The following is a 15124-nucleotide window of genomic DNA, read 5'->3' as shown; positions in this document are numbered from 1 at the left end:
GTTCCAATAAAAACTGACCGGCCCGGCAGATAAAACATGCCCGCAAGCCATTCGCTGCCGCATGCAGGGGCGGTACCGGCACCGCCCCTGCGCCAAGGCTGCGGCGTTTCTCAGAGCAGCAGGCCACGTTCTCGTAATTGTTCAACTATATAGTCGGCGGCCTGTTCGGCGCTGTAGCGGCTGGTTTCAATATGAATCTCCGCTGCTTGCGGCGCTTCATAGGGAGAGTCGATTCCGGTGAAGTTCTTCAGTTCGCCGCGCCGGGCTTTCTTGTACAAACCCTTGGGGTCGCGTCTTTCCACTTCGGCCAATGGCGTATCGACAAATACCTCGATGAACTCGCCTACTTCTACCAAGTTGCGCGCCAGTTCGCGTTCGGAACGAAAGGGCGAGATAAAGGCACTGATCACGATCAGGCCGGCATCCACCATCAACTTCGAGACTTCGCCGATGCGGCGGATATTCTCGACCCGGTCCGCGGCGGTGAAGCCCAGGTCCTTGTTCAGCCCGTGACGGACATTGTCGCCATCGAGCAGGTAGGTATGCGCGCCCAGCGCGTGCAGGCGTCGTTCCAGCAGGTTGGCGATGGTCGACTTGCCAGCCCCGGACAGGCCGGTCAGCCAGAGCACGCAGGGTTGGTGACCGTTGAGGCGGCCACGGGCCTGCTTGTCGACTTCCAGCGCCTGCCAGTGGATGTTCTGCGAGCGACGCAGGGCGAAGTGCAGCATGCCGGCACCGACCGTCTGGTTGCTGTAGCGGTCGATGACGATGAAGCTGCCCATGTCGCGATTTTCCGCGTAGGGGTCGAAGGCCGTGGCGCGGTCCAGGCTCAGGGTGCAGACGCCGATCTCGTTCAGCGCCAGGCTCTTGGCCGGCAGATGGTCGAGGCTGTTGACCTCGATCTGGTACTTGGGCGGGCTCAGGGTGGCGCCCAGGGTGCTGGCGCCCAGCTTCACCAGATAGGTGCGCCCCGGCAGCAGCGGCTGCTCGGACATCCACACCACGGTGGCCTCGAACTGATCGGCCACGGCCGGCGGCGCGTCGGCGCTGGCGATCACGTCGCCACGGCTGATGTCGATTTCATCGCACAAGGTCAGGGTCACCGACTGGCCGCTACTGGCTTGCACCAGGTCGCCGCCCAGGCTGACGATGCGCGCCACCGTGCTGAGCTTGCCCGAGGGCAGCACACGGATGGCATCGCCGGGGCGCACGCTGCCGCCGAGGATGCGCCCTGAGAAACCGCGGAAATCCAGGTTGGGCCGGTTCACCCACTGCACCGGCATGCGCAGCGGTGCATCGTCCTGGGTGCCATCGATGGGCACGTTCTCCAGATGCTGCATCAGGCTCGGACCGCTGTACCAGGGCGTGTTGCCGCTGGGGCCGGTCATGTTGTCGCCGCGCAGGGCCGACAGCGGAATGCTCTGGATATGCTCGAGGCCGAGCTTGCTGGCGAAGGCACGGTAATCGGCGTCGATCTGCTCGAAGACTTCCTGCGAGTAGCCGACCATGTCCAGCTTGTTGATCGCCAGCACCACGCGCTTGATCCCCAGCAGGGAGACCAGGTAGCTGTGGCGGAGGGTCTGGGTCAGCACACCTTTGCGCGCATCGATCAGGATTACCGCGAGGTCGGCGGTCGAGGCGCCGGTGACCATGTTGCGGGTGTACTGCTCGTGGCCGGGGGTGTCGGCGACGATGAACTTGCGCTTGTCGGTGGCGAAGAAGCGGTAGGCCACATCGATGGTGATGCCCTGTTCGCGCTCGGCGGACAGGCCATCGACCAGCAGGGCGAAGTCCAGTTCGCCACCCTGGGTGCCGACTCGCTTCGAGTCGCTTTCCAGGGCGCTCATCTGATCGTCCAGCAGCGCCTTGGCGTCATACAGCAGGCGGCCGATCAGCGTGCTCTTGCCGTCGTCGACGCTGCCGCAGGTGATGAAGCGCAGCAGGCTCTTGTGCTGGTGCGCCTTGAGATACTGCTCGATGTCCTCTTCGATGAGGTGGGTCTGTGCGTTCATCAGAAGTAGCCCTCGACTTTCTTCTTCTCCATCGAACCGCTGCTGTCGTGGTCGATGATCCGTCCCTGGCGCTCGCTGGTGGTGGCCAGCAGCATTTCCTGGATGATGGCAGGCAGGGTATCCGCCTGCGACTCTACCGCACCAGTCAGCGGGTAGCAGCCCAGGGTGCGGAAGCGCACGCTCTTCAGTTGCGGTATTTCGCCTGCGCGCAGCGGCATGCGCTCGTCGTCGACCATGATCAGCACGCCGTCGCGCTCGACCACCGGGCGTTTGGCGGCGAAATACAGCGGCACGATCGGGATGCCTTCCAGGTAGATGTACTGCCAGATGTCCAGCTCGGTCCAGTTGGAGAGGGGGAAGGCGCGGATGCTTTCACCCGGCTGCTTGCGGGCGTTGTACAGGCGCCACAGTTCCGGGCGCTGGGCCTTGGGGTCCCAGCGGTGCTGGGCGGAGCGGAAGGAAAATACGCGCTCCTTGGCGCGTGATTTCTCTTCGTCACGCCGGGCGCCGCCGAAGGCCAGGTCGAACTTGTGCGCGTTCAGGGCCTGTTTCAGGCCTTCGGTCTTCCACATGTCGGTATGCAGCGCCGAGCCGTGGCTGAACGGGTTGATCCCCTGTTCGTGGGCCTCCGGGTTGTGGTGGACCAGCAGCTGCATGCCCGACTCCCTGGCCATGCGCTCGCGCATCGCGTACATGGCCTGGAACTTCCAGGTGGTATCCACATGCAGCAGCGGGAAGGGTGGCGGCGAGGGGTAGAAGGCCTTGCGCGCCAGGTGCAGCATGACCGCGCTGTCCTTGCCGATGGAGTAGAGCATCACCGGGTTTTCCGCTTCGGAAACCGCTTCGCGGAAGATGTCGATGCTCTCCGCTTCCAGACGTTCGAGATGGGTCAGTTGCGACATGGCGGCGCTCTCTGCGTGCATGGCTGGGGACTGCTCGGATTGATCGGTCGGGTGCGCCTGGCGGTCTTCAGCGGCCCTTGCGGAACTGCTTGGCGAAGTCCCAGGCGGCCTGGCTGGCGGAGAAGTTGCCGGCGTACAGCTTGCGGTTGCGGCGGCTGTCACCTCCCGGCCAGACATGTTCGCCGTTGGGGATCAGGCGCAGCTCTACGGGCGCCTGGCTCGGGCAGCTCCAGCTGGTCAGCTGCGAACCGTCGGGCAGTGCCTGTTCGCTGGAGCCGCCGCAACCATGGGCCTTGGCCATGATTTGCAGGGTTTCCGGCACCGAGCGATGGGCCACCCCGGCGATCGCGTTCTCGCCCATGCCGCCCGCATAGGGCACGTTGCTGTCTTTGGAACCATGGATATGCAGGATCGGCACGCCTTTCGCCCCGGCGCAGCTGTTCAGGGCCAGGGTGCCGGATACCGGGATGATCGCGGCAATGTCCTGGGGGGCTTCGCAGGCCAGGCGGTAAGCCATCATTGCGCCATTGGAAATGCCGGTGGCATAGACCCGCGAGCGGTCGAGCGGGTGCTGGCGGGCGATGTCCGCGAGCATGCCGTGGATGAATTGCACGTCGTCGACATTCTGCTCGACGGCCGGGCCGCAGCACTTGCCGGCATTCCAGGTGCGCCGATTCTTCAGCAGGCGGGAGCCGGTGCCGTTGGGATAGGCGACCATGAACTGGTTGCTGGCGGCGACCCGGTTCATGCCGGTGGTGCGCTCGGTCTCGTCGGCGTTGCCGAGGCCACCATGCATGACGATCATCAGCGGCAGTTCGCCCTGCCCGGCGCTGGCGGGAACGAACAGCTTGTAGCTACGGGTGCTGCCGGCCACGGCGATCTCGAACAGCTGGCCTTCCGGCTTGGCGGCCTGCACCACCTGCGGGGCCAGCAGCACGAGCAGCAGGCTCGACAGCAGGGGCTTGAGTGACGTGATGCGCATGCTCGGTTCCTCGCAAGTGTCCGTTCAGTAGTCTTCTTCGGCCTGTTGCACGCTGGCCACATCCAGGGCCGCGTCCTCCAGTTCGCGGACGACGGTGAGATCGCCGCGCAGTTCGATGAGGATGGCCTCCAGCCATTGGATGTCGGTCTCGATCTTCTGCCGGTATTTGACGATTTCCTTGAGGTTGAGGTTCTCCGAAGGGCGGCCCTGGCCATCGAACAGCAGGCGCACGCTGCCGGCGATCTCGCGGCTGCCGTTGAGGTGCGACAGCTCCCGCTCCAGGTGGCTGCGTACGCGGCGCGCCTGCACACGCTGCTGCAGGTCGTCGCGCAGCACCTGCAGGTGCGGCGGCAGTGGCGGCAACTCGTCGAGCGAGCTGGGGCTGGCGATGTCGCCGATGCGCGGGCGTGTGGGCATGCTGTGCTTCTCGTCAGTGGTGGTAGCCGAATTCCAGCGCCATCTTCTGCACTTCAGCCTTCAGGCAGGCGCCATCCATGCGCCAGGGCAGGGGTGCGCGCAGGGGCGGCTGCTTGGGTAGGTGCGGCTGAAATACAGGATCGCGCAGAAAGTTGGGGTCATTGCCGAACAGGGCGTTGATCGGCCCGACGCAGGCAAAGGGCGACTGCTCGGGATGCAGCATGTCTTCCAGGGCCTCGATGTCGTCACGCAGACCCAGCCAGCGACAGATGCGGCCCAGGCTGCCAAGCGGATCGGCCATCACATCCTCGCCGCGCACATGCATCTTCTGCCGCGGCGGAACCTTCTGCAGCAGCTCCATGATGTTCAGGTTGATGTCATGCCAGGCGATCTGCGGATCGATGATCGCCTCGTTGTCGGTGTAGTCGATGGAGTTCACCGACAGGGCATAGCCGCCGTCCTGCACCTTCATCACCGAGTTGCCCTGGTTGGTCGGATGCCGGGTCAGGTGCAGGTAGAACGCATCGGGATAGGCCGAGTAGATGCGCTCCAGGTAGACCGAACTGATCACGTGGGCCGGGCTCTTGTCGATCGCCATCAGCGGGTCGAGGGCTTCGCTGAGTTCGCGGAAAACCTCGAAGCCGCTGCGGTTCTGCCGTGCGGCCAGCCAGTGGTTGGCCATCTCCACCGTATTGCTGCTCTGTTCGCCGGCATAGATTTCGGCCACCGCCCGCAGGATGCCGTGGCGCTGGAACTTGTTGAAGCCGGCGTCGTGCTTGCCGTCCTGCCACATTTCCATCAGGCGATCGACGGTGAACAGGTTCAGCTCCGGGAAGCCGAATGTCTGCGGGTGCTGGCCCAGCATGCCGGCGATCAGCGAGGTATAGGATCGCGGCAAGGCCAGGATGAACAGCGGCTGGGTCATCAGGCCTTGCCCGCGAAGCCTTCGACGAACGGCACTTCGAAGCACTTCTCGTGCATGATCGGGCCGTGGCCGAAGTAGCCGTCCTCGCCGAACAGTTCGCCATGGTCGGCGGTGATGATGAACCAGGTGTTCTCCGGTGCCTTCTCCATCAGCTTGCCGATCAGCCCGTCGACGTATTCCACGCAGCGGATCTGCTGCTGGCGGAGCATCTCCATCTGCTCCTGATCGAAGAACGCTTCGCTGTCCGCCGCGTTGTGCTGGGCCTCGCCGCCGAGGGTCTTGAACACCCCGTGCACCCCGGAAATGCGCGGCAGGTTCTCATCCTTGAGCATGTACGGGTAATGGGTCTCGCCCAGGTTGAGGAAGTAGTAGTGCGGTTCGTCCTCGGGGAAGGTCATCTCCTCGACCATGCCGGCGAAGTCGTTGTGGTTGCTCATCAACTTGTAGTCATCGAAGTGCTGATTGATCGCGGTCTGCTGGTTGAGCACCGGCATCGATACGCGTGCCACCGTGCGGTAGCCGAGCTGGCCGAGCACCTTGGGCAGCGACAGTTCCGGGATGAAGTTGCGGAACGACACATCGGTGATCCCGGTGCGGGTCACCCACTGCACGAACTCTTCCTTGTATACCTCCGAGGCATAGACCTCGCGCGGGGTGTTGTGCGGCAGCATGCCCATGGTGAAGGCGTAGTGCGACGGCGCCGTCCAGGAGGCATAGCTGTAGCGCTTCTCGACCTGGCCCACCCGCTCGATGTTCGGCGTCCTGGCCGCCACGCAGGAGTCGTAGCGGCAGCTGTCCATGATGATGAACACGATGTGGTTGATGGGTGCGCTCATGGGGGTGTCCTCTCTGGGCTGGCTGGGGGCAGGAATGGGCGTTGCGTCACGCCGCCGCGCCGTACGGCAGGGTTGCGCGGTTGAATGCTGGGGAAGGGGGCGCGCAAGGCTCCCGGGCAGTGCTGGCGCACGGCTCTGGCTGGTGCTGCTGTCGGCGGGTGATGCGTGGCATCGAAGCTCTGTCCATGGCCGTTCTGCTGCTCCCTGATCGCCTGTTTGCTGCTTTGGGCATGCTGGCAGGCAAATGTGCACATTCAGTGAAAGTACCTGGCACCGCTGAGGCGAAGGTTTGCATCAAGCATGCCGCCTTCTTGCGGGGCGCCGGCGTGGATGCTGCCCGTTCCTCTCGTCGAAGTGCCTGTGACCATCCGGACGGGCTGCTGCCTTCGGTGCTAGAGGCTCTACCTGATCATTTTACTGAGTGCTGTAATTTTGACTTTTGCGTCAGTTATTTTTGTTTTTCGCTGTAATTTTGACATTATTGAGTGGTTGCTGGTAAAAAGCCACCACAAAAATACTGCATCAGCGTGGTGCGTTTCGCACTGTTACGGTTCAGTTTCATGATTTTTGCCAGGAAAATAAATCTGTAACGCATGGCTTGCGCCATGTTTTTGTCATCACTTGCTGCTTGATTCTATGTGTGCCGGTTTATTGAATCGGCTCTGGCGCGAGGGATGGAAAGGATATTGCGGTACTTGATGGCTGCCAGGGATGCGCGAGTTTTGTTCTGCTCCAGGTTTTGCGCCCACTTCTTGCATTTGCTGCTCATCAGATAGCCGCTGCTAGGTATCGGCCCCCGAGTGAGCGCGGATAACCGCCGCACGGGGTTTTTTGGCCCAAGGAATGAGGCTGTAAAACCATGCAAGGCTCTCGTAACGCGGCAGGCTTCCAGACACTCGTGTTTTCGCCCAGCGGGCTGGCACACCCGGCCCTGGCCATTGCCGCTTCGCGCGCCGGCGGGCTGGGGGTGCTGGACTTGGAGTTCGAGGCTAGTCCTCTGCGGGGTATCGAGCAGCTGGACTTGCTGGCCCGGCAGGCGGGGCGTAGTGGCTTTGCGGTGCGCCTGGGCGATTGCGATGCGGTCTTGGGGGCAGCCTTGGCGGCACAGGTCAGTCATGGCCTGAGCCTGGTGGTGCTGGCGGGCGAATACTTCACCCCTTGGGCTTGCAGCCTGCAGGTCTTGCGAGCTGCAGGTGTGCGGGTGCTGCTGGAGCTGTCGAGCAGCGAGTCGCTCGAGCCAAGCCTGCTCGCCGCCATCGACGGCCTGATCCTCAAGGGCCACGAAGCCGCCGGTTTCGTTGGCGAAAGCAGCTGCTTCATCCTCGCCCAGCACTGGCGTCAACACAGCGACCTGCCGCTCTACCTGCGTGGCGGTATCACCCCGCATACCGCTGCTGCTGCCGCCGTCGCCGGCTGTGCCGGCGTGGTGCTGGACAGTCAGGTCCTGCTGCTGCAGGAGTCGCCGCTCGCCAGTGAGCTGTTCCCCCATCTGCGCAGTCTGTCCGGCAGCGAAACGGTCGCCGCCGGCAACGGCGAGTTCGGCTGTTACTGCCGGGTGCTGCTGCGTCCCGGTTTCGCCACAGCCAAGGCCTTTGTCGCCGGGGCGGAAAGCCTCACGCCCGCCGAGTTGCGCGCGCGGCTGCTGGCCGAGATCAACTGGCGCAATCCAGCCGCCGGGCTGCTGCCGCTGGGCCAGGATGTGGCGTTCGCAGCTGTCTGGCAGAAGCAGTACGGCAGCTTGGCGCAACTGCTCCAGGCCATCGACAACGCGGTGCAGAACAACCCGCAGGCAGCCCTGAAAGCGCGGGCGATCCAGGCCGATGCGCCACTCGCCCAAGCCCTGGGCCTGCCGTTGCCGCTGGTGCAGGGGCCGATGAGCCGGGTCTCGGACAAGGCCGAATTCGCCGAAGCCGTCGCCAGTGGCGGGGCGCTGCCGATGCTGGCCCTGGCCCTGCTCAAGGGCAAGCCGCTGGATGAGTTGCTGAACAAGACCCACCAGCTGCTCGCCGGCCGGCCCTGGGGCATCGGCCTGCTCGGCTTCGCCCCGCAAAGCCTGCTCGACGAGCAGATTGCCGCCGCCAAGCCCTACCAGCCGAGCTACGCCATCATCGCCGGCGGTCGCCCGGACCAGGCGGTGCGCCTGGAGCAGTCGGGCATCCCATCCTTCCTGCATGTGCCTTCGGCCAACCTGATCCCGATGTTCCTCAAGGAAGGCGCGCGGCGCTTCATCTTCGAGGGCCGCGAATGCGGCGGGCATGTCGGCCCGCTGAGCAGTTTCGTGCTGTGGAGCAGCATGATCGACCGCTTGCTCGACGAGATCAAAGGCGGCGTACCGGCGGCCGAGATCCAGGTGCTGTTCGCCGGCGGCATCCACGATGCGCGTTCCTCGGCCATGGTTCAGGCCATGGCAGCGCCCTTGCTGGCGCTGGGCGTCAAGGTCGGCATGCTGATGGGCAGCGCCTACCTGTTCACCCGTGAAATCGTCGGTTCCGGCGCCATAGTCGAGACCTTCCAGCAGCAGGCCATCGATTGTGCGCGCACGGTCAACCTGGAGTCCGGCACCGGGCATGCCAGCCGCTGCGCCTACACCCCGTTCGCCGCCGCGTTCTTCGCCCGCCGCAACGAGCTCAAGCAGCAGGCCGTGCCTGCCGATGAGGCGCGCGAGCAACTCGACGACCTGATCCTCGGTCGCCTGCGCCTGGCTTCCAAGGGCAGCATGCGCATTGGCGAAGAGGCCAAGCTCAAGGTCTTCAGCGAGGACGAGCAGGTCGCGGACGGCATGTACATGATCGGCCAGGTCGCCACCCTGCGCGCCGCCGTCACCGATATCGCCAGCCTGCACCACAGCGTCACTGACGAGGCAATGGCCCTGCTCGAAGCGCATGTGCAGGCCCAGGACGAGCTGGCGCCGCTCAGTGGCGATCCGGCGGATATCGCCATCATCGGCATGGGCTCGGTGCTGCCGGGCTCGAAGACCCCGCGCGAGTACTGGCAGAACATCCTCAACAAGGTCGACGCGATCACCGAAATCCCGGCCCATCGCTGGGACTGGCGCCTGTACTTCGACGAGAACCGCAGCACTCCGGACAAGATCTACTCGCGCTGGGGCGGCTTCCTCGACGACATGGTCTTCGATCCGACCCGTTACGGCATGCCGCCCAAGTCCATCGAGTCGGTCGACCCGATGCAGCTGATGGCCCTGGACATCGCGCGCCAGACCCTTAGCGACGCCGGCTATGAACAGCGTGGCTTCAACCGCGAGAAGGCCTCGGTGATCATCGGCGCCAGTGGCGGTGCCGGTGATGTCGGCATGCAGTACGGCCTGCGCTCCGAGCTGCCGCGTTTTTCCGGCGAGCTGCCGAGCGCGATCGCCGAGCGCCTGCCGGAATGGACCGAAGACACCTTCGCCGGCATCCTGATCAACGTGATGGCCGGGCGCATCGCCAACCGCCTGGACTTCGGCGGGGTCAACTTCGCCACCGACGCCGCCTGCGCCTCGTCCCTGGCAGCGATCTATCAGGGCATCAACGAACTGCTCTCCGGCCGTAGCGATCTGGTCATCGCCGGCGGCGTGGACACCGTGCAGGGCCCGTTCGGCTACCTGTGCTTCAGCAAGACCCAGGCCCTGTCGCCGCGCGGCCGTTGCCGCACCTTCGACGAATCGGCCGACGGCATCGTGATCTCGGAAGGCATCGCCATGCTCGCGCTCAAGCGCCTGAGCGATGCCGAGCGCGACGGCGACCGCGTCTATGCGGTGATCAAGGGCATGGCCGGCAGCAGTGACGGCAAGGCCAAGGGCCTCACCGCACCGTTGCCCGCCGGGCAGTTGCGCGCCATGCGCCGTGCCTATCAGCAGGCCGGTTTCGGCCCGGAAAGCGTTGGCCTGTTCGAGGCCCACGGCACCGGCACCGTGGCCGGCGACACCGCCGAACTGGACAGCACCACCGCGCTGTTGCGTGAAGCCGGCAGTCGTCCGGCGCAAGCCGTGGTCGGCTCGGTGAAGACCATGATCGGTCACACCAAGGCCACCGCCGGCGTGGCCGGGATGATCAAGGCGGCCCTGGCCCTGCATCACAAGACCCTGCCGCCGCACCTTGGCGTGCAATCGCCGAACGCGGTATTGAAGGCGGCCGACAGCCCGCTCTGCGTGCTGGACGAGGCGCAGCCCTGGCTGGTCAACGGCGAGCAGCCGCGCCGCGCCGCGGTCAGCGCCTTCGGTTTCGGCGGCACCAACTTCCACGCGGTGCTGGAAGAGTACGCGGGCGAATACCGCCCCTGGCTGCAGCCCAGCGTCAGCGATGCCTGGGCGGCCGAGCTGCTGCTGTGGCGCGCCGCCAGCCGCGAACAGTTGCAGACACAGGTCAGCGCGCTGCAGCAGCAACTGGCGGCGCCGGGCAAGGTGGTGTTGGCCGATATCGCCTGCCACCTGGCGGCCAACCTTGGCAATGGTACGCACAGCCTGGCCCTGGTGGTCGGTAGCCTGGAACAGTTGGCCGACAAACTGGACAAGGCGCAGCGGCGCCTGGCCGGTGAGGCGTTGATCGATCCGAGCATTCAGCTGGGCGACAGCCTGGTCGAGGCCGGTCAGGTCGCCGTGCTGTTCCCCGGGCAGGGTTCGCAGAACATCCACATGCTGCGCGAAATCGCCGTGCTGTTCCCGGCCGTGGCCGAGACCCTGGCCGCCGCCGACCAGCAATTGCAGGACTCCACTGAGCGCTTTGCCGACAAGCCGCTGAGCCAGTTCATCTACCCGCGCGGCTGCTATGACGAGGCTGCGCGCCAGGCCGCCAGTGCCGCGCTGACCAGCACCGATATCGCCCAGCCGGCCCTCGGCGTGGTCGAAGCCGGTCTGTGGCGCCTGCTGCAGGAACTGGGCGTCAGCGCCGACATGACCGCCGGGCACAGTTATGGCGAGTTCGTCGCGCTGTTCGCCGCCGGGCACATCGATTTCTCCACCCTGATCAGCCTGTCCGAGGCGCGCGGTCGCTTTATCGTCGAGGCCGCCGCCAGTGCTGGCAGCGAGCTGGGCAGCATGGCCATGGTGCAGGCGCCGCGGGCGCTGGTCGAGGCCAGCATCGGCCATCTGCCGGACGTGCTGGTGGCCAACCACAACGCGCCGGAGCAGAGCATCATTTCCGGCTCCCAGGCCGGTATTGCCAGCGCCCTGCAGGCCTTCCAGGCGGCCGGGCTGAATGCCAGCGCCATTCCGGTGGCAGCGGCCTTCCATTCGCCTTTCGTCGCCCCGGCGCAGTCGTTGCTGGCCGCGGCCATCGAGGCGGCCAACTGGCAACCGGGCAGCATGCCGGTGTATTCCAACACCACGGCGGCGCTGCATAGCCGCGAGACGGAGCAGCTCAAGGCGAGCATGGCCGAACACCTGGTCAAGCCGGTCGAGTTCGTCGCCCAGGTCGAAGCCATGTATGCCGCCGGCGCTCGTGTATTCATCGAGGTCGGGCCCAAGGCCGTGCTCAGCCGGCTGGTCGGGCGCATTCTCGACGGCCGCGCGCACCAGGCCATCGCCCTGGATGAGCGTGGCGCGGGCATCACCAGCCTGTTGACCGCCCTGGCGCGGCTGTTCTGCCTGGGTGTCAGCTTCAAACCGACGGCGTTGTTCGCCCGTCGCGATTGCCTGCGCAGCAGCAATGGCCGGCTCGACGGCCTGTGGCAGGACGCCAGCCTACCCAAGCAGGCCTGGCTGCTCAACGGCAGCGGCGCCCGTCGCGCCAGCGCCGCGCAGCGGCAGATCGGCGTACGCCAGGGCGAAGTAATGCCTGCAGCACCTAGCGAGTCGCGCACCCTGGTCGCGCCGGTCGCCCAACCCCTTTCAATTCCCGTCCCCCAACGCGCAGCGCAGGCTGCACCCCGAGTCAAGGAGAGGCTGGTCATGTCTGAAACAACGGCTCCCAACGGTGACGAAATGTCATCGGTGATGGCGGAGTATTTCGCCACCATGCGCCAGTTCCTGGAAACCCAGGAGCGGGTGCTCAACACCTTCATGGCCGGTGGCGCTGCGGCCAGCCAGCCGCGTGCCATGCCGGCAGCGGCGGCTCCGGCGCGTCGCCCGGCACCTGCTGCGGCACCAGCGCGTGTCGCGGCTGCCCCGGCTCCGGTGGCGATGCCGGTTGCTGCTCCCGTGGCTGCTGCGCCTGCCCCGGTAGCCGTAGCACCGGCTGTGGTTGCACCGACTCCGGCTCCCGTTGCAGCGGCGCCAGCCGCCGCGCCGGTGCAGGTGGCGGGCACCAAGATGAAGGACATCCTGTTGTCCATCGTCGAGGAACGCACCGGCTACCCGAGCGATATGGTCGGCCTGGAGCAGAACCTCGAAGCCGACCTCGGCATCGACTCGATCAAGCGCGTGGAAATCGTCGGTGCCCTGCTGCAGACCCTGCCGCCGGCCTACGGCAGTGCCCTGGGCGAGGCGCGTAGCGAGCTGAACACGCGAGCGACGCTGGCCGATATGCTCAAGCTGCTGCAAGGCCTGGAGGTCGGCGAGGCGGCAGTCCCTTTTGATTTGGCCGGGGCGAACCCGATAGCTGCCACCCCTGTGGTCAGCCATTCGCCCCGGCATGTCGTGATTGCCGAAGCAGAAGAAATCCCGGCCAACGCGCTGCGCCAGTTCGAGCCCGGTTACTTCGTGATTACCGCGGACAACCACGGCCTGGCCCTGCGCCTGCAGGAGTGGCTGGAGCAGCGCGGCTGCACCGTGTCGTTGCTGGCGCCGAGCCTGCTGGCCGATGAAGCGGCGCTGCTGACCTGGTGCCGCGAGACCGCCGCCAATCCGGACAAGGTGGTCGCCGGGGTAATCCACCTGGCGGCGCTGGGCGCCCATGCCTTGCCGCGCGATGCGCAGCTGGGCAGCTGGCAGCGTGAGCTACTGGTCAACGAGAAGTCGCTGTTCCTCATCCTGCATGCCCTGGCCGCGCAGCTGCGCAGTGATGCCCATGTGATGGCGGTCAGTGGTCTGGGAGGCCTGTTCGGCCGCGGTGATGGGCCGGCAGAGGCCAGCCTCAGCTTGCAGGGGGGCAGCAGCGGCCTGATCAAGTCCGTGCGTGAAGAACGCCCGACTCTGCGTACCCGCGCCATCGACCTCGATCCGGCGCTGGCGGCTGCCGAGCAGCTGGCCATCATCAGCGCCGAGCTGCAGCTGGTCGGCGGTCGCCAGGAAGTCGGTTATCCGGGCGGGCAGCGCACGCTGTTCCGCACCCAGGCCCATACAATAGCCACCAGCGACCTGCTGCCGCCACTGAGCAACGCCGTGGTCCTGGCCACCGGCGGCGCCCGCGGTATCACCGCCGAGGTGCTGCGCGACCTGGCCCGGCCGGGCAATGTGCTGATCCTTACCGGCCGCAGCGAGCTGCACGAGGAAGATCCGGCCACCGCCGGCCTCGACAGCCCCAACGCCCTGCGCCAGTACTTCATCGGCGAGGTGCGCGCCGGGCGCCTGCAGCTCAGCCCGGCGGAGGTGCAGCGCAAGGTGGCGGCCATCGTCGCCCTGCGCGAGATGCACAGCAATATCGCCGACCTGCGCCAGGCCGGCGCCACGGTCGAGTACATCGCCGTCGACGTCACCCATGAGCCGGCCGTGCAGGCCCTGTTGATCGGCCTGCGCGAGCGCTATGGCAAGGTCAGCGGGGTGGTGCATGGCGCCGGGGTGATCGAAGACAAGCTGCTGGAAGACAAGAGCGCGGAAAGCTGGATGCGCGTGGTCGGCACCAAGGTCAACGGCATGCTGCTGCTGCAGAAGTATGTGGACGTGGCCGAGCTGGAATTCTTCGCCGTGTTCAGCTCGGTGGCCGGCCGTTATGGCAACAGCGGCCAGCTGGACTACGCCACCGCCAACGAACTGATGAACCGCCTGTGCTGCCAGCTGCAGCGCCAGTGGGGCGAACAGGTCAACGTGGTGTCGCTGAACTGGGGCCCCTGGGGCGCGACCAAGTTCGGTGCCGGCATGGTCACCGCCGACACCGAGAAGAAATTTGCCGACAAGGGCGTGGCCCTGGTCACTGCCGCCCAGGGCCGCCAGCTGTTCAGCGAGGCCCTGCGCCTGCGCGGCGCACATGCGGTGGAAGTGATTGCCGGCGGCGGTCCCTGGGAGCAGCACGAAGCCGACATCGGCCGCCTGTTCGAGGCCGAAGCTGGCGCGGCGCAGGGTGGCATCAACCAGCCGCTGCTGACCCACGGCCGTATCGAACATGGCGACAAGGGCACCGAGGTGCTGACCTTCACCATCGATACCGCCCACGGCTACCTGCAGGAACACTGCATCGACGGCATCCCGGTGCTGCCGGCGGCCGTGGCCCTGGAGATTGTCGCCGAGGCCGCCAGTGTCATGTGGCCGGGCTGGGTGGTCGCCGAGGTGGCCGAGTTCCGCCTGCTCAAGGGAGTGCAACTGAACGAGCCGACCCAGACCCTGGCCGTGGTGATCAACCCGCCGACCTACGCCAGCAGCGAAGGCTTCGACGCCAGCCTGACCATCCGCTCGGGCAGCGGCAAGACCCAGCGCATCCACTACCGCGCCGCGGTGAAGATGGCCCCGCAACTGCCGGAAGCGCCACTGCATCGTCCCGGCGAATACCGCGAGCGTCAGCTGCCGGTGGTCAAGGCCTACCAGGAGTGGCTGTTCCACGGCCCGCGCTTCCAGGTGATCCGTGCGATCAACGGTCTGTCCAGCCAGGGCGCAGCGGCGCTGATGTGTCCCAGCTCGCCGCAGCAGTGGCTGAGCGGCGCGCCGGTGCAGCAGCAGTGGATCGTCGACCCGGCGGTGCTCGATGCGGCGCCGCAGATGGCCCTGCTGTGGGCGCGCACCTTCCACGATGGCTCGGCGCTGCCGGCGCAGTTCGGCCGGGTGATCCGTTACGTCGAGCAGTTGCCGGAACGCTTCCACATGGACTTTCAGTGCCTGCCCGGCGAGGCCCAGCAGGTGCGCGCCAACGTGTTCTTCACCGATGACGACGGCAAGTTGCTGCTGTTGATCGAGGAGCTGGAGTGCATCGTCGATGCTCGCCTCAATCGCCTTGGCGGCACCCACCTGCGCAAGGAAACCGAGTGAG

The 15124-nt window shown here is 65.9% G+C and carries 9 protein-coding genes; 2 read left to right on the top strand and 7 right to left on the bottom strand.

All coding sequences use genetic code 11. The annotated features are described in order from the left end of the window. Nucleotides 1-110: 110 nt before the first annotated feature. The 6 genes from cysN to F3I16_RS14125 all read right to left on the bottom strand — a co-directional run bounded on the left by cysN (nucleotide 111) and on the right by F3I16_RS14125 (nucleotide 6074). Nucleotides 111-2012: a sulfate adenylyltransferase subunit CysN gene (gene cysN, locus F3I16_RS14150; RefSeq protein WP_160494219.1), complete on the bottom strand. Its 1902-nt coding sequence runs from the start codon at nucleotides 2010-2012 to the stop codon at nucleotides 111-113. Next, on the bottom strand, nucleotides 2012-2914 hold the full coding sequence (gene cysD / locus F3I16_RS14145) for a sulfate adenylyltransferase subunit CysD (RefSeq protein WP_372239635.1): 903 nt from the start codon (nucleotides 2912-2914) through the stop codon (nucleotides 2012-2014). The genes cysN and cysD overlap by 1 nt, the downstream gene beginning before the upstream one ends. Nucleotides 2915-2981: 67 nt before the next feature. After that, complete coding sequence (locus tag F3I16_RS14140; RefSeq protein ID WP_160494217.1) at nucleotides 2982-3896, bottom strand: PHB depolymerase family esterase; 915 nt, start codon at nucleotides 3894-3896, stop codon at nucleotides 2982-2984. Between the two features lie 24 nt (nucleotides 3897-3920). Further along, the gene (locus F3I16_RS14135; RefSeq protein ID WP_160488568.1) at nucleotides 3921-4313 is read right to left on the bottom strand and encodes a hypothetical protein; all 393 of its coding nucleotides are present in this window, start codon (nucleotides 4311-4313) and stop codon (nucleotides 3921-3923) included. Nucleotides 4314-4326: 13 nt separating this feature from the next. Further along, nucleotides 4327-5238 (bottom strand): sulfotransferase, encoded by a 912-nt coding sequence (locus F3I16_RS14130; RefSeq protein ID WP_160494216.1) that lies wholly within the window; start codon nucleotides 5236-5238, stop codon nucleotides 4327-4329. Then, the gene (locus tag F3I16_RS14125; protein ID WP_160494215.1) at nucleotides 5238-6074 is read right to left on the bottom strand and encodes a sulfatase-like hydrolase/transferase; all 837 of its coding nucleotides are present in this window, start codon (nucleotides 6072-6074) and stop codon (nucleotides 5238-5240) included. Before F3I16_RS14125 ends, F3I16_RS14130 begins: the two co-directional genes overlap by 1 nt. A 185-nt stretch (nucleotides 6075-6259) precedes the next feature. On the opposite strand from F3I16_RS14125, the gene F3I16_RS14120 reads away from it, so the two are divergent. Next, nucleotides 6260-6544 carry a hypothetical protein gene (locus tag F3I16_RS14120; protein ID WP_160494214.1) on the top strand — a complete coding sequence of 95 codons (285 nt, stop codon included), beginning with the start codon at nucleotides 6260-6262 and terminating at the stop codon, nucleotides 6542-6544. Between the two features lie 8 nt (nucleotides 6545-6552). Here the strand turns inward: F3I16_RS14120 and F3I16_RS21225 are convergent, their stop codons facing one another. After that, complete coding sequence (locus F3I16_RS21225) at nucleotides 6553-6681, bottom strand: hypothetical protein (RefSeq protein ID WP_256670180.1); 129 nt, start codon at nucleotides 6679-6681, stop codon at nucleotides 6553-6555. A gap of 252 nt (nucleotides 6682-6933) precedes the next feature. On the opposite strand from F3I16_RS21225, the gene F3I16_RS14115 reads away from it, so the two are divergent. Continuing rightward, nucleotides 6934-15123, top strand: coding sequence for a type I polyketide synthase (locus tag F3I16_RS14115; RefSeq protein WP_160494213.1), 8190 nt, complete (start codon nucleotides 6934-6936; stop codon nucleotides 15121-15123). The last annotated feature ends 1 nt before the right edge of the window (nucleotide 15124 follow it).

The sequence above is a fragment of the Pseudomonas sp. L-22-4S-12 genome (assembly GCF_009799935.1).
Classification (GTDB): Bacteria; Pseudomonadota; Gammaproteobacteria; order Pseudomonadales; family Pseudomonadaceae; genus Aquipseudomonas.
The sequence above is the reverse complement of the archived record's forward strand: the minus strand, read 5'-3'. Positions and strand labels throughout refer to the sequence as shown.

Excerpts from the sequence above, each read along its gene's own strand:
- F3I16_RS14115 (WP_160494213.1), top strand. The coding sequence starts at position 6,934 with ATGCAAGGCTCTCGTAACGCGGCAGGCTTCCAGACACTCGTGTTTTCG.
- cysD (WP_372239635.1), bottom strand. The coding sequence starts at position 2,914 with ATGTCGCAACTGACCCATCTCGAACGTCTGGAAGCGGAGAGCATCGAC.
- F3I16_RS14135 (WP_160488568.1), bottom strand. The coding sequence starts at position 4,313 with ATGCCCACACGCCCGCGCATCGGCGACATCGCCAGCCCCAGCTCGCTC.
- F3I16_RS14140 (WP_160494217.1), bottom strand. The coding sequence starts at position 3,896 with ATGCGCATCACGTCACTCAAGCCCCTGCTGTCGAGCCTGCTGCTCGTG.
- F3I16_RS14125 (WP_160494215.1), bottom strand. The coding sequence starts at position 6,074 with ATGAGCGCACCCATCAACCACATCGTGTTCATCATCATGGACAGCTGC.
- F3I16_RS14120 (WP_160494214.1), top strand. The coding sequence starts at position 6,260 with ATGGCCGTTCTGCTGCTCCCTGATCGCCTGTTTGCTGCTTTGGGCATG.
- F3I16_RS21225 (WP_256670180.1), bottom strand. The coding sequence starts at position 6,681 with ATGGCGCAAGCCATGCGTTACAGATTTATTTTCCTGGCAAAAATCATG.
- F3I16_RS14130 (WP_160494216.1), bottom strand. The coding sequence starts at position 5,238 with ATGACCCAGCCGCTGTTCATCCTGGCCTTGCCGCGATCCTATACCTCG.
- cysN (WP_160494219.1), bottom strand. The coding sequence starts at position 2,012 with ATGAACGCACAGACCCACCTCATCGAAGAGGACATCGAGCAGTATCTC.